The sequence below is a fragment of the Thalassospira lucentensis genome (assembly GCF_001613805.1).
Taxonomy (GTDB): domain Bacteria; phylum Pseudomonadota; class Alphaproteobacteria; order Rhodospirillales; family Thalassospiraceae; genus Thalassospira; species Thalassospira lucentensis_A.
The window spans coordinates 326,348-345,070 of sequence record NZ_LPVY01000005.1; the positions used below are offsets into that span (position 1 = coordinate 326,348).

Here is an 18,723-nt window from a genome sequence, read left to right on the forward strand (position 1 = left end):
GAATTGCGATGACCAATTTCCTCCATCACGGAGATTTGCCCGACGGGCTTGATCTTGGCAAAGTCGTTGCCATTGACAGCGAAACGATGGGCCTTAATCCGCACCGCGATCGTCTGTGCGTTGTTCAGCTTTCGGCTGGTGATGGGGATGCCCATCTGGTGAAGTTTGACGGGGAAAATTACGAGGCACCCAACCTTAAGAAGCTTTTGGCTGATCCGTCGGTTCTGAAGCTGTTTCACTTTGGGCGGTTCGATATCGCCGTGATGGACAAATATCTCGGTGTGCGGTGCGCACCTGTCTATTGCACCAAGATCGCATCGAAACTGGTGCGTACCTATACCGACCGGCATGGCCTGAAGGATCTGGTGCGCGAACTGGTTGGCGTTAATCTGGACAAGCAGCAGCAAAGTTCTGACTGGGGATCGGCCGATCTTTCAGACGAACAGATTACCTATGCTGCATCCGATGTGTTGTATCTGCATAAGGCCAAGGAAGAGCTTGATCGTCGTTTGGCCCGGGAAGGCCGTACCGAACTGGCGCAGGCTTGCTTTGAGTTCTTGCCGACACGGGCGACGCTGGATCTGTCGGGCTGGGAAGAGACGGATATTTTCGCGCACTAAACCCACCCCTTTTCCAGCCGATTTTGTCCGTCAAATTTTTGCGTTGCAGGCCTGCGGTGTTAATTCTGTGTAAACCGGCTTCGGGTATGGGAATTGACCATGTTGAAGTGCAGGTACATATTGGTTTTCATGGCTTGCCAGCACAGATATTCCCGCCCATCTCTTCCCTGTTAATATTTCTAGAATGCTTTTGCAGGGAAATGAAAAAGAAACCGATGACAGTGACTCCCAAACTGCAAAACACACCCGAACCGGCAACGGAAAAGGATCTTGAAGTCGCCCGCCGGGTTTTGGCGATTGAAGCCGATGCGCTGCGCGATCTTTCGGAATCGCTGAATGGTGATTTCTGCAAGGCAATTGATCTGATCGAAAGTCTTGCAGGGCGTCTGGTCGTGACTGGCATGGGGAAAAGCGGTCATATCGCAAAGAAAATTGCTGCGACCTTCGCTTCGACCGGGACGCCATCCTTCTTTGTCCATCCGGCCGAGGCCAGCCATGGTGATCTGGGCATGATTGGCAAGGACGATGCGGTGCTTGCCCTGTCGAATTCAGGTGAAACGCCGGAATTGTCCGACATCATTGCCTATACCAGACGCTTTAACGTCCCGCTGATCGGGATGACCCGTCGCCCGGAAAGTTCGTTGGCAATGCAGTCCGACTATCCACTGATTCTACCCAACAGTCCGGAAGCATGCCCCAACAAACAGGCGCCGACAACATCAACTACAGCGATGCTGGCGTTTGCCGATGCACTTGCCGTTACGCTGATGGAGCGCCGCGGCTTTAGTGCCGATGATTTCCGCACATTCCATCCCGGCGGCAAGCTGGGGCAGCGGTTGCTGCATGTAAGCGACGTCATGCATGGTGTTGCCGATATTCCGTTGATCGGCGAAGACGCCCTGATGTCCGAAGCATTGGTGATCATGACCGGAAAATCGTTTGGCTGTGTCGGTGTGCTTGATGGTGACGGCAAGATGACTGGTATCGTGACCGATGGCGATTTACGCCGGCATATGGCGGACAATCTGGTGGCCATGCGGGTTGCAGACGTTATGACGCGCAACCCCAAAGCAACCAGATCCGATCTTCTGGCGGTCGAGGCGCTTGCCGTTATGAATGATCGCAGCATCACTGCCCTGTTTGTTGTTGACGATATCGGCAAACCGGTAGGGCTTGTTCATATCCATGACCTTCTACGTCTGGGGGTTGCGTAATCCATGAGCGAGGATCGGAAGGCAGAGGTCGAACGGGCAGCGCGCACGGCGCGCATGAACGATCGCCTGCCGTCCGGTCGGCGCGATGTGCAGATCAATCCGTTCCGCCGAACGATTGTTAATATGCTCAAGCTGGTTCTGCCGCTGATTGCGGCAACGCTTGTCGCACTTGTCGTGCTGTGGCCTCAGATCGAAAAAGTTCAGGAAAGCGGTTTTCGGCTTGGTTTTTCGACCACGCCCGACGATCTGATGGAAAATGTCACCATGAGCAATCCACGCTTTTTTGGCGTGGACAGCAACCGGCAGCCCTTTACCGTGACGGCCAATGAAGCCGTCGAACAGCCCGAAAACGAAGACCGTCTGGCGCATGTGCGGCTGGATGCACCGCAGGCCGATATCACGCTTGAGGACGGCTCCTGGATTGCACTGACCGCCGATACGGGGTTCTATACCGAAAGCGACGAGCTTCTCGATCTGGTCGGAACCGTGAATATGTATCACGATCAGGGGTTTGAAATTCATACCGAGCAGGCAGAGATTGCATTGGGTAACGGAAGTGCGAAAGGCAATGAACCGGTCGACGGGCAGGGGCCGTTTGGAACGATCAAATCAGACACCGGTTTCGAGCTTGAAGACAAGGGGGCGGTAATCCGCTTTTTGGGAAATGCTCGTCTGGTGATTTTCGATAGTGCATTGAAAGGGAAGTCATGATCGCAATTGCGCCTTTTGCGATGCGTCGTTTTTTGCTGGCAGCAGTTTTGGGTGGTGCGGTGATGGTTCCGTACGGGGTCGCCTATGCCGATCCGCTCGGTCTTGCCCAAAGCGGCGGTGGCGGGCTTGAGGTCGAGTCCGATAATGGTATTGAGTGGCGTCGCAACGAGCAGGTTTTGATTGCACGTGGCAATGCAGTTGCCAAACGCGGCAATTCGCGTGTTGATGCCGACGAGCTGCGCGCGCTTTATCGTGATCGTGATGGACAAAGCGAGATTTACCGCATTATCGCGACCGGAAACGTCAAACTGTCATCGGAAACCGACGTCGCGACCGGTGATCAGGCAATTTATGATATTGACGATGCGGTCGTCGTGTTGACGGGTGAAGATCTGCAGTACAAAACGCCGACCGAGACGCTGACAGCTGAAGAAAGCCTTGAATACTGGGAAACAGAACGAATGGCAGTCGCTCGTGGCAATGCGGTTGCTGTTGCTGATGACCGCACTCTTCGGGGGGATGTGCTGACAGCACGGTTCGAGATGGGCAAGAATGGCGAAAACGAGCTGAGCCGGATTGATGGCAACGGAAACGTTACCATTCGCACACCAACGGACTTTGTGGTTGGCAATCAAGGCGTTTACGATGCGAAAACGGGTATCGCAACCCTTGTTGGATCGGTTAAGATCACACGCGGCGAGAACCAGTTGAACGGTGATCGTGCTGTGGTTGACCTGAATACGGGTGTCAGCCGATTGACCGCCAACGGAAATGGCGATGGCAAAAGTCGCGTTCGCGGCCTGCTTGTGCCGGAAAAAGACGAAGAAAACAGCCCGGGTCAATCCGGGAATGGCAACTGACGAAGGGTCGGGAATTTGTTCTGGTCGCGCAAAAGCGGAAAATCCGACAGCACATATGCAAACAAGGCTGGCAGTGGCAGTAATGCGTCTTCCGGCACCGGCCCGCGACTGGTAACAGCCAACAAGGGGCTGGTTGCGCACAATCTTGGCAAAAGTTTCAAGAAGCGCCCGGTGCTGAAAGATGTCTCGATGTCGGTTCAGCGTGGTGAGGCTGTTGGTCTTTTGGGGCCGAATGGAGCAGGCAAGACCACGAGTTTTTACATCATTACCGGCCTGATTTCCCCGGATCGGGGTAATATTTCGCTGGACGGGCGGGATATCACCATGATGCCGATGTATCAGCGTGCCCGCATGGGAATCGGTTATTTACCGCAGGAAGCATCCATCTTCCGCGGTATGACCGTCGAACAAAACATTATGGCCGTGCTTGAGGTTGTCGAGGATGACCGGATCAAGCGCGAGCAGAATCTCGAAGATCTTCTGGCCGAATTTGCCATCGAGCATTTGCGCCGGACTCCGGCCCTTGCCCTGTCGGGCGGGGAACGCCGACGTTGCGAAATCGCACGTGCCCTTGCAGCCCATCCGAATTTCGTTCTGTTGGACGAACCGCTGGCCGGGATTGACCCGATTGCAGTCGGTGATATTCGCGATCTTGTACGTCATCTGAAAGATCGTGGCATTGGGGTCTTGATTACCGACCACAATGTGCGCGAGACTCTGGACATCATTGACCGGGCATATATCTTGCATGACGGTCGGGTTTTGATGGAAGGTGGTCCCGATGAAATCGTCAGGAATGACGATGTCAGAAGGGTTTATCTGGGCGATCGTTTCAGCCTTTGATGAAACACCTGCTTCTTGGGGGGTTCGGATTGACACGGGGTAGTTCATAATGGCCCTGAAGGCGCGGCTTGATCTTCGTCAGTCCCAGTCTCTTGTTATGACGCCTCAATTGCAGCAGGCGATCAAACTGCTGCAATTTAACAATATCGAGCTTTCCAATTTCATCGATAGCGAGTTACTGGAAAACCCGCTTCTGGAACGTGTTGATCCCGGTCAGACTTTTGCCGAAGAAGGCGATGGCGCGGTTGGCAACGGCGATCAGGGCATCGATTCCCGTACAAACGATGATTTTTCGGATCGCGAGGACCGTTTCGGTACCGACCGGCTGACATCCAGTGAAACCATGAGTGACGGCGATTCCGGTCCGCTCGATTGTGCCCCGGACGCCCTTTATAATGGCGAAGGTGATATCAGCTCCGATGGTTCCCCTGTTGCCGGAAATCATGATTATTCGGCACCTTACAGCGGTGGAACAGGTGGCGGCAGTAGCGAAGATTTACCAGGGCTTGAACAGACTCTGGCCGATCAAGCAACCCTGAGACAGTTGCTTGATGATCAGCTCAACATTGCCTTTGCCGATCCCGTATCACGCATGATCGGCAGTTATCTGATCGATATGCTTGATGAAAGCGGTTATGTGGCAGGGCCACTGGAAGAAGTTGCCGAGTCCCTTGAATGCGATATGAAGGATGTGTTGCGTGTGCTCGCAGCCATGCAGGGATTCGAGCCGGTCGGCATATTTGCCCGTAACCTTTCAGAATGCCTTGAGTTGCAACTCCGTGAACGTAACCGGTTCGATCCGGCAATGGCGGCTTTGCTTGCCAATCTGGATCTGCTGGCTCGGCGTGAATTTGATCGTCTGCGCCGGATTTGCGGGGTCGGTGCTGACGATCTTGCGGATATGATTGCCGAAATCCGGACACTTGACCCGCGTCCGGGACGAACAGCAGATGGGGAACCGGCAACGCCGGTAATCCCGGATGTTTTGATGCGTGCGGCCGGAAATGGCGAATGGCATCTGGAACTAAACAGCGAGGCATTGCCGCGTGTTCTGGTGAATGAGGATTACGCCGTACAGATTGGGCAGGGGGTGCGGAACCGAGAGGAACGCAGCTTCCTGAGCGAGAAGCTCCAGAATGCGAACTGGCTGGTAAAGGCCCTGCATCAACGTGCAACTACGATCATGAAGGTCGCAAGTGAGATCGTGCGCCAGCAGGACGGATTCTTCAATCACGGCGTATCGCATCTGCGTCCGCTGATCCTGCGCGACATCGCCGAAGCAATCGGGATGCACGAAAGCACGGTATCACGGGTGACCAACGGCAAGTTTATGGCGACCCCGCGTGGCGTTTATGAACTGAAATATTTTTTCACCACTGCAATTTCGTCTGCGGACGGGGGGGATGCGCATTCTTCTGAATCTGTTCGGCATCGCATCAAGTCATTGATAGATGGGGAAGATCCGAAAAAGATTTTGTCCGATGACAAACTTGTCGAGCTGCTTCAAAAGGAAGGGATCGACATCGCCCGCCGAACAGTGGCAAAATACCGCGAAGCGATGAGAATTCCCTCGTCGGTCCAGCGACGGCGCGAAAAAAAGTCGCGGGTTTCCTAGCCGGTCAAACACTGCAAAATATACCCTAAGGTATTGTATATTAACCAATAATACCCAAATGTTGACTTGGCATTAACGAGGGAATATGGTGCGGCCTCCTGATTGAGGGGCACTGAAGGTCCATATGTACTGGGAAGTCACTCAACTGGGGATAGGCGATCCATGCAAATTACGGTTATTGGTAAGCAACTCGACGTTGGTAACGCACTCCGTCAACACGTCGTCGAGACGTTGGACCCTGCGGTAGAGAAATATTTCGATCACGCGATCGAAGCCACGGTGACCATCACCAAACAGGCTCATCTCTATATTGCGCAGATATCGGTCCATGTCGGCAAAGGCATGTTGGTTCAGGCGAAGGCATCGGCGAATGAAGTGTATCCTGCTTTCGATTCTGCCTGTGATCGCGTCGCCAAACAGTTGCGACGTTACAAGCGGCGATTGCGTGATCACCACAATGCCAACCGTGATCAGTATGAGCAGGCAAGAATTGATGCGACACATTATGTGATCGCACAGGAAGATGAAGACCATTCAGAGGACGAACATCTCAACGGCTTTGAGCCGGTGATCGTCGCTGAAACACCGGATCGCATTGACACGCTCTCCGTCGGAGAAGCTGTTATGCGGCTCGACTTGGGGGACATTCCGGCGCTTATGTTCCGGAATGGCAAACATGGCGGATTGAATGTTGTATATCGTCGTGCTGACGGCAATATCGGGTGGCTTGACCCATCCGATAAGGAGGCTGGTGCAGCGTGACGGATACAGATTCTTCCGAGCCAAACAACGCAACGCGAAAAATGGACATATCATCGATACTTTCCCCTTCGGGGGTGATACCGGCCTTGCGGTCCGGCGCGAAAAAAGCTGTCCTTGAGGAACTTGCCGAAAAGGCAGCGGAAGTCACCGGGCGTGAAGCAGGCGAAATTTTTTCCGTTCTGCTTGATCGCGAGAAACTTGGCAGCACCGGCGTAGGTGGTGGCGTCGCGATTCCGCATGGCAAGCTGGCTGATCTCGACCGGTTACACATGATCTTTGCGCGCGCGCAGAACCCGATCGAGTTCGATGCCGTTGACGAACATCCTGTCGATTTGTTCTGCATGTTGATAGCACCGGAAGAAGCCGGTGCCGACCATCTGAAAGCACTGGCGCGGATTTCCCGTCTTCTGCGTAATCAGGGCATGTGTGACAAGTTGCGCGGCGCTGGTTCAGCCGATGCGATCTATGCACTGCTGACCCAGGATGAGGCCGAACAGGCCGCCTGAACGCGCAATTGACCGGGTGCAAGTCCGGCAAATAGCAAGATATCAAAAGCCGGGCACCGTCTTAACGGTGCCCGGCTTTACTTTTTCTGAACAAAGGGGCGTATGGCACCTGTGGTTTATTGTGGCTTTGGTTGGGGTTTTTCCGCTGCATTGAGCGCAGTCATGCGACTGGCCAGAACCACCAGATACAGCACAGGAACGCCGATCAAGGCTGTGCCTATAAAGAACCAGCTATAACCGATTGCATCGACCACAGTGCCGGAGAATCCGGCAAGGATCTTGGGAAAGAGCGTCATGATCGAGCTGAAGATCGCATATTGCATGGCGGTAAAGGAAATATTGGTCAGGCCAGAGAGGTAGGCTATGAAGGCTGCAGTTGCCAGACCACCTGACAGGTTGTCCGCCATGATTACACCGGCAAACATGACGGTGTTAGGACCCAGATGCGCCATAACTGCGAACAGGATGTTGGTTATGGCTGACAGAAGTGCACCAAGGAACAGGATACGCACGACCCCGTAGCGAACCGAAAGAAGGCCGCCAAGGAAGCTGCCAGCAATCGTCATGAACAGGCCAAATGTTTTGGAAACAGCCGCGATTTCTTCCTTGGAAAACCCCAGATCGGTATAGAAAACATTGGCCATGACCCCCATGACGATATCGGCAATCCGGTAGACGCCAATAAGGGCCAGAACAACTATCGCGGCTTTGCCATAGCGGTCGATAAAATCCTTGACCGGCGCGATATAGGTTTCCTGAACCATACCGGTTGGGGTTAAGCCGATACTGGTGGTAAGCCATGCGACAAGGATCGCGGCAGCGACCGAGATAGCAAGTTTGAGAAATCCTGCGATGAACCCAGCCAGCTCGTCGATCATTCCGTTTTCAACCAAAGCTGTTTTCAATGGATCAGTCAGATCGCTGGCATAGATGTTGGCGATGATGAAGGCGATCACAGTCAGCACAAACATCAAAAGGAAACGGCCGTAATCGGATGTTCTATGAAAATACTTGCTGTCAGTGCGATTTACGGCGGGTTCGCGAATGAGCAAGGTGGTGATCACGCCGATCCCCATCGCGAGTGCCATGCAGCCATAGGCAATTGTCCAGGCCAACGGTTCATAACTGCCTTCGGCCTCGAATAACCCGGCAATGGTTAATGCGCCGGCACCAGCAACAATCATCCCAATACGGTAGCCACCGATATAGGCAGAACTCATCATGGCTTGCAGGTCAGGATCGGCGGCCTCGATACGATAAGCGTCAATTACGATATCCTGTGTTGCAGATGCAAAGCCAAGCGCAACGGCAGCAAAGGCCATGATGGTCAGGTTTTGGGCCGGATCGGTAAAGCCCATCCAAAGGATGGCACTTATGATGGCGCATTGGGCAACAATCAGCCAGCTTCGCCGGCGGCCCAGAACTCCGTACAAAATAGGGAATGGTAGCCGGTCAATTAGCGGCGCCCAGACAAATTTGAAGGAATAGCCAAGGGCCGCCCAACTGAAATAGGTGACGGTTGAACGTTCTACCCCGGCTTCTCGCAACCAGATCGACAGGGTGGAAAATATCAGTAGGATGGGAATGCCGGCTGACAAGCCCATGAACAGCATGGTGATGACGCGCGGATGGATAAAGGCGCGAAATGAATCACTCCAACTGCGCAAAGCGGTGTTGTGCATGGATTTCCCCAGTCTAAGTGCCACCTTGCCTGAAGGTAGGGAAAACAGGTTAAGGAATGCCGAAACGCTTGGCGCCAAATATATGAGCAAAAACAAAAAGGCCGACCCAGACGGGTCGGCCTTTTCAATCTGGATACAAACCGGATTAGACGGTTTCGGATTCCGATTTGCGGCTTTCGCGTTTGCGCACGTTCGGATCAAGGTGCAGCTTGCGAATACGGATGCTTTGCGGGGTAACTTCGACCAGTTCGTCGTTCTGGATGTAAGCTAGTGCTTCTTCAAGCGACATACGGCGGGGCGGGGTCAGGGTGATGGCATCATCCTTGCCCGATGCGCGGACGTTGGTCAGTTTTTTGCCCTTGAGAATATTGACTTCAAGGTCGTTGTTACGGTTGTGTTCGCCGATGATCATGCCTTCATAGACACGTTCGCCCGGATTGATGAACATCGAACCACGATCTTCCAGACCCCAAAGGGCATAGGCAACCGCATCGCCCTGATCGTTCGAGATCAGAACGCCATTACGACGACCAGCGATCGAGCCTTTGACCGGTCCATAGGAATGGAACACACGGTTCATCACGCCGGTACCGCGGGTATCGGTCAGGAATTCACCATGATAACCGATCAGGCCACGCGATGGGGCGAGGAACATGATACGGGTCTTGCCGCCACCGCTTGAGCGCATGTCGGTCATTTCGGCTTTGCGCAGGCTCATCTTTTCAACGACGGCACCGGCAAATTCTTCGTCAACATCGACCTGGACTTCTTCGAACGGCTCGGACAGGACGCCGTCGATCTCCTTGATCAGAACGCGCGGACGTGAGATCGACAGTTCATAGCCTTCGCGACGCATGGTTTCGATCAGAACGCCAAGCTGAAGTTCACCACGACCGGCAACCTCAAAGGCATCCTTGTCGGCGGTTTCGGAAAGCTGAATGGCGATGTTGCCTTCGACTTCACGTTCCAGACGCGCACGGATCATACGCGAGGTAACCTTGTCACCTTCCTGACCGGCAAGCGGCGAGTTGTTGACCGAGAAGGTCATCGCAAGGGTCGGCGGATCAATCGGCTGGCTTGCGATCGCGTTTGTGACTTCTGGCGAGCAGATGGTGTCGGCAACGGTGGCATCCGTCAGGCCGGCAATCGCGATGATGTCGCCGGCAACAGCTTCTTCCTGCGGCACACGATCAAGGCCACGGAAGCCCATCAGTTTCGAAAGACGACCGGTTTCGACTGTGCCATCACCACGCAGAACCTTGACCGGCATGTTCAGTTTTGCACGACCCTGCGCGACACGACCAGTCAGGATACGGCCAAGGAAGTTGTCAGCATGCAGCATGGTTGCAATCATTGCGAACGGTGCGTCAACTTCCGCCTTCGGCGCCGGAACATAGTTCAGAACCAGGTTCATCAGCGGCGTCAGGTTCTCTTTCGGGCCTTCCGGTGCTTCTGCAGCCCAGCCATCACGACCGGATGCGTACAGAACCGGGAAGTCGAGCTGTTCGTCGTTGGCTTCAAGCGAAACGAACAGATCGAAAATCTCGTCGAGAACTTCTTCGGCGCGCTGGTCCGGACGGTCGATCTTGTTGATAATCACGATTGGCTTCAGACCGAGTTTGAGGGCCTTGCCAAGAACGAATTTGGTCTGCGGCATCGGACCTTCAGCCGAGTCAACCAACAGAACAACACCGTCAACCATCGACAGGATACGTTCGACTTCACCACCGAAATCGGCGTGGCCCGGAGTATCGACGATATTGATACGCGTATCGCCCCACTGAATTGCGGTAGGCTTTGCCATGATGGTAATGCCGCGTTCGCGTTCCAGATCGTTACTGTCCATCGCACGTTCATCAACGCGCTGGTTGTCGCGATAAACACCGGACTGACGGAACATCGCGTCGACGAGGGTGGTTTTGCCATGGTCGACGTGTGCGATAATGGCGATATTGCGCAAGTTCATTGGCGCGGACTCCAGAATAAAAATGCCGCGCGCCGGGATACGTCCCTTGCGCATCGGTCAGTAAAAGTTTCAAGGCCAGTAGATATTCAGCCGCCTAAGACCGATGTCGTTCGGTCGGCAAGGTCAAACCCGCGCAATTTGCGTCGTGCAGAACATGCTGAATGTTTACTGGCCCAAAAGACAAATTGCAGCCTGGCTCGAAAGCCGCCCTGTCATAGCCAATGTCGAGGCGAAAGACCAGCCTCGTGCATGACATGCGGGGTTGATTTTTATGCAATGCCGGGTTCTTGCGCCATTAACTGGAGAAAGTCAATCTTTGTGTGCATTGCAAAACCGCAGAATACCGGCAATTGATGCAGAAAAAACGGGACAGCAATCAAATGTTGCCGTCCCGTGAATTTTATCGTGCCCGACTGATCAATGATCAAAGAGTCTTTGCGACCAGTTCCTTGAGGTCCGCATCCGGGCGTGCGCCCATGTGTGAAATTACCTCGGCAGCGGAGATCGAACCAAGGCGACCACAGGTCGCGAGATCATCACCGCGGGTGTAGCCATAGAGGAAACCCGATGCAAAAAGGTCACCTGCGCCAGTGGTATCGACGACATGGGCAACCGGTTCGGCATGGACTTCGATGACTTCGTCACCCGAGACGATAACGGAACCCTTTTCGCTGCGGGTCAGGGCTGCGACCTTGCAATGGACGCGAACTTCGGCGAGAGCCTCTTCAAAGGTATCGACTTCATAAAGCGATTTGATCTCGTCTTCGTTGGCAAACAGCACGTCGATATGATTGTGAACCAAGTCGCGGAATGAATCGCGATGGCGATCAACGCAGAAGGAATCAGACAGGCTGATTGAAACCTGACGGCCAGCTTCATGGGCAATCTTGGCTGCTTTGATAAAGGCTTCCTTGGCTTCCGGGCGATCCCAAAGATAACCTTCCATATAGGTAATCTTGGCCGATGCGATCAGTTCGGCATCGATATCATCCGGACCAAGTTCCGTGCATGCGCCGAGGAAGGTGTTCATGGTGCGGTGCCCGTCCGGCGTAACGAAGATCAGGCAGCGTGCCGTCGGTGAGCCGGATGTGGCCGGGGTCGAGTTGAAAGAAACCCCCATGGCGCGGATATCGTGGCTGAAAACTTCGCCAAGCTGATCGTTACGTACTTTACCAATATAGGCACCTTTGCCACCAAGAGCAGCAATGCCTGCCATGGTATTGCCCGCAGATCCACCTGACATTTCGAGGCCCGGGCCCATCTGGGCGTAAAGGCTGTCGGCAGTTTCGGCATCGATCAGGGTCATGGCGTTCTTTACGAGGTTCAAACGGCCAAGGTCTTCTTCCTTGCAATGGGCAAGGACGTCGACAATGGCATTGCCGATCCCGACGACGTCGAATTTGGTGTCACTCATAAACTTGAATTTCCTGCGCTTTTTCGAATAGAGGGCAGTCCGGTACAGTGCAGGCCCATCAAAGTGCCATGCGATCAATACCATATCCGGCCAAATGGTTTGGCCGGAGTATAGAGAATGAAAATTCCGGTGCAAGCATCGCGACCGTTTCGTGTCCGGTCTTTTAACCCTGCGTTAAGAACGAGAAAAACTGCGTTCGTAGTTTTTCTCGTTGTCATGGGACAGAATTTTGATCTTTGCCAATCGGAATTGTTTCGAGTTTTGAAAAATCAATTGGCCCGAATTGGGAGTGTGATTCTGTAACGCGCAGAAAAGCGGGCTTTTGGGCTGTCCGGACACGCGATGGCTTCGCTTAGATGAATGACACAGGCGAGAAGGTCTATAGCTGCAAAATTAGGGTGAAAATCTACATTCAGGATTGTTTGAATGGGCTTAATTTCGCGATTTCTGCAGTTACAAGTTCGTCAGAACTTCAAACAGACTATTATGTATTCATATAGGAGTGTCTAAATATATCTATTATCAACAATATAAGATTTTGTGACTAATCGTATATTGAGGTTTTGCATATTTGAAACACTGTAAGCCTCAGGTGATCTCAGAGGTGAAATCGGGCGTTATGGCTGGCTGGGGTCGGGGGTGTCTGACGGATATTTGTGGTCTGCATTTTGCGGGCGAACCGGATACAGTTGCACCAGTGCATCCGAATTCGTCGTGTTCCGGCTATCTTTTTTTTGGGTTGAAGTTCCATGACCGAGACGATCACGCAATTCTTCGATAACGGCACTGATCCGCGCCCGATGCATCGGGTCTTTGCACAGCCCAACGAACTGTGTGAAGGCATGGAGTGCTTTTTCATCTTCATGCAGCCGGGCATAAAGCGCACCGAGCTGATGCCAAAGCCCGTCATGGTCGGGTGCGATCAGTAGGCTGCTATCGATAACACGTGCCGCCAAGGCCAATTCGCCCTGCCGAAGCGCCCGAACTTTTATGTTGTTTTGAAGTCGTAACAATATTGCGATGTCGGATGCTTCGCGGTAATGGCCGGGTTGCAATTCCGCATCCAGCCCCTGAAATGCTTTGAGCAATTCGCGCAGTTCAGCCGATCCCAGCGTAATACCGCCGTGGAACGGATCAATCATTTTCCGGGCACCGCCAGATTGCAGGCGAAGAAGAAAGTGACCGGGAAAATCAATACCGGTAACCTCGATCTGGCAGCGCTTTGCCGCATGTATGTAAAGCAGGGCGAGTGCAACCGGCAAACCACGTTTGCGATCAATGACCTCCATCAGATCGGCATTGGCGATATCATCATAATTTTCCGCGTCGCCTTGAAACTGATAAGTGCCGGGAATAATGTCCTGCAATGCCTGCACGATAATATCGACTGATGGATGGCTTTGATCATCCGCACCGGCTTTTTCAGATAGGGCGGCGATTCGGTCACGGACATCGTCAGAAATCCTATCAAGCAAATCAAGATAGGCCGAAATGTCGCGATCAGGATCATTTAGCCGGGCAAAGCGCAGGGCAGCTTCGGCTGCGGTTGCATCGGGATAGTGGCCGTTACCGTAATCGGTAAGCCATTGGCGATCGTTCGCAGTAATGTCCTTTTCCCGATCGATAATAATACTCAGGTCCTCTGGCGTTGCGGGTCGTCTTTCAGCCGCACATGGCTGACGACACGCCTGACATAACTGGTACTGCGCGCATGGGCGATGACAAGATTCCGTTCATGTTCGCTTTGCGCAATGCCCATAATGTGGACAGTACCATTGATGGTTTCGATACTGTAGTTAATCGCATAGACGTCTGTGTCAAACATCAGGGCGGTTTTGATGCGGGTCGTGATCAGAAGATCGCTGGCATTGTCCATCAGACTGCTGCCTTGCCCAACAGTGATCTCATTGATGACCCGGTTTACTCCGTTGGCTTGCCAAGCCAGTTCGACGGCTTTCAATTCGCTCTCGGTGTTGTCAACTGTACCTGCCAGCAACACCTCACCTTCGACCACTTCGATTTCGATCCGGCGAAACAGGTTTTCATCTTCTGCGAGAAACTTTTGCCAGATTTCGGCAGTGATGGCGGTATCACTGACTGCCCCGCCAAACCCTCGTTCCTGCATGGCCGCCACACCGGCGGTTGCGCCAGCACCAATCGCAAGTGATGTGCATCCGGCAAGCGGCAAAATGGCAACGATTACCAGAGCCGGTCCGGCTTGCGCGATATAATGTCTGACTTTAACAACACGGTCTTTTGACCGTCGCAATATGCGTGACAGTGATGTCATTAATCGGTTTCTCGCCCCGCTTCCCCCGTCGTCTCAACTGCCAATATGAGGGTAGCCGGTTAAGGAGTTTTAAATTCAAAGCGGGGTTTGGACGATTAATGACTTTTTTCGCATGTGAGTTCCGCCCAGCGACCGGGTGTGACACCAAAGGCACGTTTGAAATGCCGGTTAAGGTGGCTTTGATCGGCAAACCCCGTTTCACCCGCGATATCTACCAACGGATGGCGAAGGGTAATCAGCGAGCGCGCTTTTTGCAGGCGACGCATCATCAGATACCGATACGGTGTTGTTGCAAAACAGGCGCGGAATTGGCGGATCAGGCGATATCGATCAAGCCCGGTGACCTCTTCAAGCTCATCTGACTGCACGGCTCGATCAAAATTATCTTCGAGATATTGTCTGGCCCGTTCCATACGGTCCAGCGCCAGAAGACCCATAGGCTTGACGGGCCCTTTGGCATGACGCGCGAGACCGGAGGCAATGTCAGAGACAAATTGATCTATCAGCAGCGGATCGACATCTTCATCAAGATGAGCCAGCACTGAGGCCAGAGTAGAAGCCAGTTCCGGGTCGGCAATCACCGGATCTGAAACAAAAGGCAGCGAAGCCGTCTCAGCGCCAAGTCCCTGACGGAGCAATGATGGTTCAAGATAAAGCATCCGGTAACGCAAGCCGTCATCGGTTCCTGCGCCCCCGTCATGAAGTTCGTCGGGATGCAGGACAATCACGTTGCCTGGCTGGCTGGCACGGAAAGAACCACGATAGTTGAAAGTTTGAACGCCCTGCATGGTTATACCCAATGCATAGGTATCGTGCCGGTGTGGCGCAAACATATTGCCAAAGAAAAGGGCTTCCATCCGTTCAATTCCCGGAAGCGGGGCTGCAGAAATGAAGCGTTCGCGCGATTTGCACAAACGTTCAAGACCGTCCGATACGGTTTGGTCTACAGCATTTTGCATGACGGTTTTCCCGAAAACCCCGGTTCTTCAAAATCAACGGATGCACAAATGTTTGATACCAAAGTCGCCATTGTTCTTCGCAACGATCTGAAAAATTGGCAATTGCTGAATGTCACGGCCTTTTTGATGAGTGGCATCGTTGCCCAGCACCCCGATATTATCGGGGAACCCTATATTGATCGCGACAAGAATATTTATAATCCTTTGTCCCGACAGCCAGCCATCGTTTTGACAGCGGATCAGGATACAATCGCAAAGGTTCATCGTCGCGCACTGGAACGCGGCGTGACCACATCGCTTTATGTGGAGGAAATGTTTTCCACCGGGCACGATGCCGCCAATCGGGAAGTTTTTGGCCAGTTTTCGCCAGATGATGCAAAGGTTGTGGGAATTGCTCTGCGGGCGGAAAAACGGGTGGCGGATAAAATCATCAAGGGTGCAAAAATGCATCCCTGACGACCGATATGCCATTTCCTCCCCCTACAACATCCACACATTTTTGAGGTGCTTGAGACGCCACCCGTTGCTGATTGCAATGATGTCAAAACGCAAATCGCCATGATGGTCGATTCGTTTGGCGAAAGTTGAAAGCGCACGGGCGATGCGCTGTTGCTGCTTGGGGCGCAATGCATTCAGTGCATCGTCAATGTTGCGGCGATTTTTAACCTCGACAGCGGCGATCAGATTGCCCTTTTGGGCGATAATATCGATCTCCCCGACCGGGCAGCGAAACCGGGTTGCAAGAATGCGGTAACCGCATAGTCTGAGCCACAAGGTACACACCCATTCTGCGCGTCTTCCGGCTCTTTCGGCCTTGCGTCGTTCATATATTCCTGCGTTGTGGGCAGTCCGACCGGATTTCATCGCTATGCTCCGGATGGTTTGGAAAGCTCAAGCGCACGATTATAAAGGTCACGCTTTTTCAGGCCGGTCTCTTTGGCAACCTGTTCGGCAGCTTCTTTGGTTCGCAAGGCTTTCAACAGTTCGACCAGACGCGCATCAATGTCGTCAGCATCGGGTTCGGCATCCCGTTCGTTCTGCGGGCCGACGATCACAACGATCTCACCCTTGGGTGCGCCCTCGGCAGCGTAATGAGCAGCCAGATTGCCAAGTGTTTCTATCCGGACTTCCTCGAACATCTTGGTCAGTTCACGTGCGACAGCAGCTTCGCGCGCATCACCCAGCATTTCGGCCATATCGGCAAGACTGCCAGCCAGCCGTTTGGGACTTTCAAGAAAGATCAGGCTCCCGGGTATACCGGAAAAGCGTGTCAGTTCTTTTTTGCGGGCCGATGTTTTGGGCGGCAGAAAGCCAGCGTAAAAGAAGTGGTTACTGGGCAGGCCGGATAAAACAAGAGCGACAATCGGTGATGAAGCCCCAGGGGCTGCCGTGACGTTAAAGCCCTCGGTTTTGCAATCACGTACCAGTTTATAGCCGGGATCATTGATCAGTGGCGTTCCTGCATCGGAAATCAGGGCAAGCGCCTGTCCCTTGCCAAGGCGGTCCATGATTTCGGGGCGCATTTTGGCTGCATTATGTTCGTGATAGGCGATCCGCTTGGTTTTTACACCATATCGCGACAGTAATTTGCCTGACGTTCTGGTGTCTTCGCACAGGATAATATCGGCACGTTTAAGGATATCGAGCGCACGAAACGTAATATCGCCCAAATTACCGATTGGAGTAGCGACAAGATAAAGACCTGAAGAAAGTGGCAAGAGTCGTTCATCCGGTTTACTTGATCCGTCGCGCGCATTACCCTGCGTGCGAAACGAGCTATCGGGAGGTGAGAGTGGGTTTTCCGAAACGTCATCCGTTGCAGAATCTGGACGGGAATTCGGCATGGTGCCGGGTCGCGCGCCGGACGGCATCTGTGGTGGTCCTTTCGCTGGGGCTTGCGGCATGCAGTGGCACCACGAGTATCACGGACCTGTTGGGCATGCAACGGGATGGGGCGCCTGTAGAAACGGCAAATAACCCTGCAAACGACCCGACCAGGGCCCCTGATCAGGGGCTTCTGACGGACGCAAACCCTTGGCCGGGCGATGCTGCCCTGCCTGAGGGAGAAGGTCAGGAAATACTGACACTTTATAACGATGAGGCGGCTTTGAATGAAAAGCGCGTCGCGCTTTTGCTGCCATTATCGGGTCCCAACGAGGAACTGGGGCGCGCCATGCGCCATGCGGCAGAACTGGCGATGTTTGACATTGCCGGTGACGATTTCGTCCTCATGCCGATTGATACGGCAGGAACGTATCAGGGCGGACAGGCCGCAGCCCATCAGGCGATCAATGCCGGTGCGAAAATGATCCTGGGGCCGCTCTTTGCCGAATCGGTTAGTGGTGCCAGTGAAATCGCCAAAGCTGCTGGTGTTCCCGTGATTGCGTTTTCAAACAATCAGCGGGTTGCCGAAAGCGGTGTATGGGTTAACGGATTTGTCCCCGAAGATCAGATTGCACGTGCTTCCGGGTATGCAACCACGCAAGGCAAATATCGTTTTGCGGCTTTGTTGCCGCAAAACGATTATGGCAGACAGATCGCAGGTGCTCTTCAGGGAATTGTTTCGCGGGTCGGGGGCAGCCTAGGCCGGGTCGCGTTCTATGCGCCGGGTTCCGAGAATCTGGAGCAGACGATCCGCGATTTTGCCAATTACGATGCACGCCGTGCAAACTTGCGGGCACGCAAGCGCGAATTGCAGGCAGATGGTTCGGCAGCGTCCCAGCGCGCATTGAAGCGGCTCGAAGGTGTCGACACACTAGGCGAACTTGATTTCGATGCGTTGATCCTTCCGGCGACCGGCGGAGAGTTAAGGCAGGTCTCTGCCCTTCTGGCGTATTTCGATATCGATAGTTCCGAAGTACAGTTCATCGGAACATTCGGTTGGAACGATCCGGGGCTTTTTTCGGAGCCGGCACTTAAGGGCGGTATCTTTGCTGCACCGGATCCGGAAAACTGGAAACTGTTCTCGGACCGTTTCGAGCGGACATTTGGTGAACAACCGCCGCGCATTTCAAGCCTTGCCTATGACAGCGCAGCCTTGGCCGCGGTATTATCGCGCGATTCTGGTGATATGACCCGCGATGCCGTTACCAACCCCAATGGCTTTGTCGGGGTGGATGGCATTTTCCGTCTGACAGCACAGGGGCGTTCGGAACGCGGTTATGCCGTGATGCAGATCCAGCCTAACGGTGCCAAAGTTGTCGCGCCGGCACCTGCGGCATTTGATCAGGTCTTCTGAGCCGACCGGATAGAAAAGGCTTTAATTGATACGGAATGCCCGC

General features: G+C 53.6%; 18 protein-coding genes. 10 read left to right on the forward strand and 8 right to left on the reverse strand.

All coding sequences use genetic code 11. The features are described 5' to 3' along the window. Nucleotides 1-8 precede the first annotated feature (8 nt). The 8 genes from AUP42_RS06815 (at nucleotide 9) to ptsN (ending at nucleotide 7,131) form a co-directional block, all read left to right on the forward strand. Nucleotides 9-620, forward strand: a complete 612-nt coding sequence (locus AUP42_RS06815) for a ribonuclease D (RefSeq protein WP_062950142.1) — start codon at nucleotides 9-11, stop codon at nucleotides 618-620. 215 nt (nucleotides 621-835) lie between these two features. Beyond that, on the forward strand, nucleotides 836-1,834 hold the full coding sequence (locus AUP42_RS06820) for a KpsF/GutQ family sugar-phosphate isomerase (protein ID WP_062950553.1): 999 nt from the start codon (nucleotides 836-838) through the stop codon (nucleotides 1,832-1,834). Nucleotides 1,835-1,837: 3 nt separating this feature from the next. Next, nucleotides 1,838-2,545, forward strand: a complete 708-nt coding sequence (lptC, locus tag AUP42_RS06825; RefSeq protein WP_062950144.1) for an LPS export ABC transporter periplasmic protein LptC — start codon at nucleotides 1,838-1,840, stop codon at nucleotides 2,543-2,545. Further along, nucleotides 2,542-3,405, forward strand: a complete 864-nt coding sequence (locus AUP42_RS06830) for an LptA/OstA family protein (RefSeq protein WP_062950146.1) — start codon at nucleotides 2,542-2,544, stop codon at nucleotides 3,403-3,405. The genes lptC and AUP42_RS06830 overlap by 4 nt, the downstream gene beginning before the upstream one ends. Before the next feature lie 15 nt (nucleotides 3,406-3,420). Continuing rightward, complete coding sequence (gene lptB, locus AUP42_RS06835; protein ID WP_062950148.1) at nucleotides 3,421-4,248, forward strand: LPS export ABC transporter ATP-binding protein; 828 nt, start codon at nucleotides 3,421-3,423, stop codon at nucleotides 4,246-4,248. Between the two features lie 49 nt (nucleotides 4,249-4,297). Continuing rightward, on the forward strand, nucleotides 4,298-5,863 hold the full coding sequence (gene rpoN, locus AUP42_RS06840) for an RNA polymerase factor sigma-54 (protein WP_062950149.1): 1,566 nt from the start codon (nucleotides 4,298-4,300) through the stop codon (nucleotides 5,861-5,863). A gap of 162 nt (nucleotides 5,864-6,025) precedes the next feature. Then, the gene (hpf, locus tag AUP42_RS06845) at nucleotides 6,026-6,625 is read left to right on the forward strand and encodes a ribosome hibernation-promoting factor, HPF/YfiA family (protein ID WP_062950150.1); all 600 of its coding nucleotides are present in this window, start codon (nucleotides 6,026-6,028) and stop codon (nucleotides 6,623-6,625) included. 41 nt (nucleotides 6,626-6,666) lie between these two features. Then, nucleotides 6,667-7,131, forward strand: a complete 465-nt coding sequence (gene ptsN, locus AUP42_RS06850) for a PTS IIA-like nitrogen regulatory protein PtsN (RefSeq protein ID WP_062950151.1) — start codon at nucleotides 6,667-6,669, stop codon at nucleotides 7,129-7,131. A gap of 116 nt (nucleotides 7,132-7,247) precedes the next feature. Here ptsN and AUP42_RS06855 read toward each other — a convergent pair whose 3' ends face one another. The 6 genes from AUP42_RS06855 to AUP42_RS06880 form a co-directional block, all read right to left on the reverse strand. Further along, a complete protein-coding gene (locus tag AUP42_RS06855) occupies nucleotides 7,248-8,813 on the reverse strand; it encodes an AmpG family muropeptide MFS transporter (RefSeq protein WP_062950152.1) in 1,566 nt (521 codons plus the stop codon). 145 nt (nucleotides 8,814-8,958) lie between these two features. Further along, the gene (gene typA, locus AUP42_RS06860) at nucleotides 8,959-10,779 is read right to left on the reverse strand and encodes a translational GTPase TypA (RefSeq protein ID WP_062950154.1); all 1,821 of its coding nucleotides are present in this window, start codon (nucleotides 10,777-10,779) and stop codon (nucleotides 8,959-8,961) included. A 424-nt stretch (nucleotides 10,780-11,203) separates the two neighbouring features. Then, nucleotides 11,204-12,193 carry an adenosine kinase gene (locus tag AUP42_RS06865; protein WP_062950156.1) on the reverse strand — a complete coding sequence of 330 codons (990 nt, stop codon included), beginning with the start codon at nucleotides 12,191-12,193 and terminating at the stop codon, nucleotides 11,204-11,206. 617 nt (nucleotides 12,194-12,810) lie between these two features. Continuing rightward, nucleotides 12,811-13,668, reverse strand: a complete 858-nt coding sequence (locus tag AUP42_RS06870) for a SirB1 family protein (RefSeq protein ID WP_231858181.1) — start codon at nucleotides 13,666-13,668, stop codon at nucleotides 12,811-12,813. A 158-nt stretch (nucleotides 13,669-13,826) separates the two neighbouring features. Beyond that, the gene (locus AUP42_RS06875; protein ID WP_062950160.1) at nucleotides 13,827-14,483 is read right to left on the reverse strand and encodes a BON domain-containing protein; all 657 of its coding nucleotides are present in this window, start codon (nucleotides 14,481-14,483) and stop codon (nucleotides 13,827-13,829) included. Between the two features lie 95 nt (nucleotides 14,484-14,578). Then, a complete protein-coding gene (locus AUP42_RS06880) occupies nucleotides 14,579-15,316 on the reverse strand; it encodes an AraC family transcriptional regulator (RefSeq protein WP_231858182.1) in 738 nt (245 codons plus the stop codon). On the opposite strand from AUP42_RS06880, the gene AUP42_RS21865 reads away from it, so the two are divergent. After that, on the forward strand, nucleotides 15,197-15,898 hold the full coding sequence (locus AUP42_RS21865; RefSeq protein ID WP_231858183.1) for a DUF2000 family protein: 702 nt from the start codon (nucleotides 15,197-15,199) through the stop codon (nucleotides 15,896-15,898). The two genes, AUP42_RS06880 and AUP42_RS21865, sit on opposite strands and share 120 nt — an antisense overlap. 24 nt (nucleotides 15,899-15,922) lie before the next feature. Here the strand turns inward: AUP42_RS21865 and AUP42_RS06890 are convergent, their stop codons facing one another. Further along, nucleotides 15,923-16,306 carry a YraN family protein gene (locus AUP42_RS06890; RefSeq protein ID WP_062950164.1) on the reverse strand — a complete coding sequence of 128 codons (384 nt, stop codon included), beginning with the start codon at nucleotides 16,304-16,306 and terminating at the stop codon, nucleotides 15,923-15,925. A gap of 2 nt (nucleotides 16,307-16,308) precedes the next feature. Beyond that, nucleotides 16,309-17,160: a 16S rRNA (cytidine(1402)-2'-O)-methyltransferase gene (rsmI, locus tag AUP42_RS06895; RefSeq protein WP_062950165.1), complete on the reverse strand. Its 852-nt coding sequence runs from the start codon at nucleotides 17,158-17,160 to the stop codon at nucleotides 16,309-16,311. Between the two features lie 74 nt (nucleotides 17,161-17,234). On the opposite strand from rsmI, the gene AUP42_RS06900 reads away from it, so the two are divergent. Next, complete coding sequence (locus AUP42_RS06900; protein WP_062950167.1) at nucleotides 17,235-18,680, forward strand: penicillin-binding protein activator; 1,446 nt, start codon at nucleotides 17,235-17,237, stop codon at nucleotides 18,678-18,680. Nucleotides 18,681-18,723 lie beyond the last annotated feature (43 nt).

Bases quoted from the DNA above. Each gene is read 5' to 3' on its own strand.
- AUP42_RS06815 (WP_062950142.1), top strand. From the start codon at position 9: ATGACCAATTTCCTCCATCACGGAGATTTGCCCGACGGGCTTGATCTT.
- AUP42_RS06820 (WP_062950553.1), top strand. From the start codon at position 836: ATGACAGTGACTCCCAAACTGCAAAACACACCCGAACCGGCAACGGAA.
- lptC (WP_062950144.1), top strand. From the start codon at position 1,838: ATGAGCGAGGATCGGAAGGCAGAGGTCGAACGGGCAGCGCGCACGGCG.
- AUP42_RS06830 (WP_062950146.1), top strand. From the start codon at position 2,542: ATGATCGCAATTGCGCCTTTTGCGATGCGTCGTTTTTTGCTGGCAGCA.
- rpoN (WP_062950149.1), top strand. From the start codon at position 4,298: ATGGCCCTGAAGGCGCGGCTTGATCTTCGTCAGTCCCAGTCTCTTGTT.
- hpf (WP_062950150.1), top strand. From the start codon at position 6,026: ATGCAAATTACGGTTATTGGTAAGCAACTCGACGTTGGTAACGCACTC.
- ptsN (WP_062950151.1), top strand. From the start codon at position 6,667: ATGGACATATCATCGATACTTTCCCCTTCGGGGGTGATACCGGCCTTG.
- AUP42_RS06855 (WP_062950152.1), bottom strand. From the start codon at position 8,813: ATGCACAACACCGCTTTGCGCAGTTGGAGTGATTCATTTCGCGCCTTT.
- typA (WP_062950154.1), bottom strand. From the start codon at position 10,779: ATGAACTTGCGCAATATCGCCATTATCGCACACGTCGACCATGGCAAA.
- AUP42_RS06865 (WP_062950156.1), bottom strand. From the start codon at position 12,193: ATGAGTGACACCAAATTCGACGTCGTCGGGATCGGCAATGCCATTGTC.
- AUP42_RS06875 (WP_062950160.1), bottom strand. From the start codon at position 14,483: ATGACATCACTGTCACGCATATTGCGACGGTCAAAAGACCGTGTTGTT.
- AUP42_RS21865 (WP_231858183.1), top strand. From the start codon at position 15,197: ATGCAGGACAATCACGTTGCCTGGCTGGCTGGCACGGAAAGAACCACG.
- AUP42_RS06880 (WP_231858182.1), bottom strand. From the start codon at position 15,316: ATGTTTGCGCCACACCGGCACGATACCTATGCATTGGGTATAACCATG.
- AUP42_RS06890 (WP_062950164.1), bottom strand. From the start codon at position 16,306: ATGAAATCCGGTCGGACTGCCCACAACGCAGGAATATATGAACGACGC.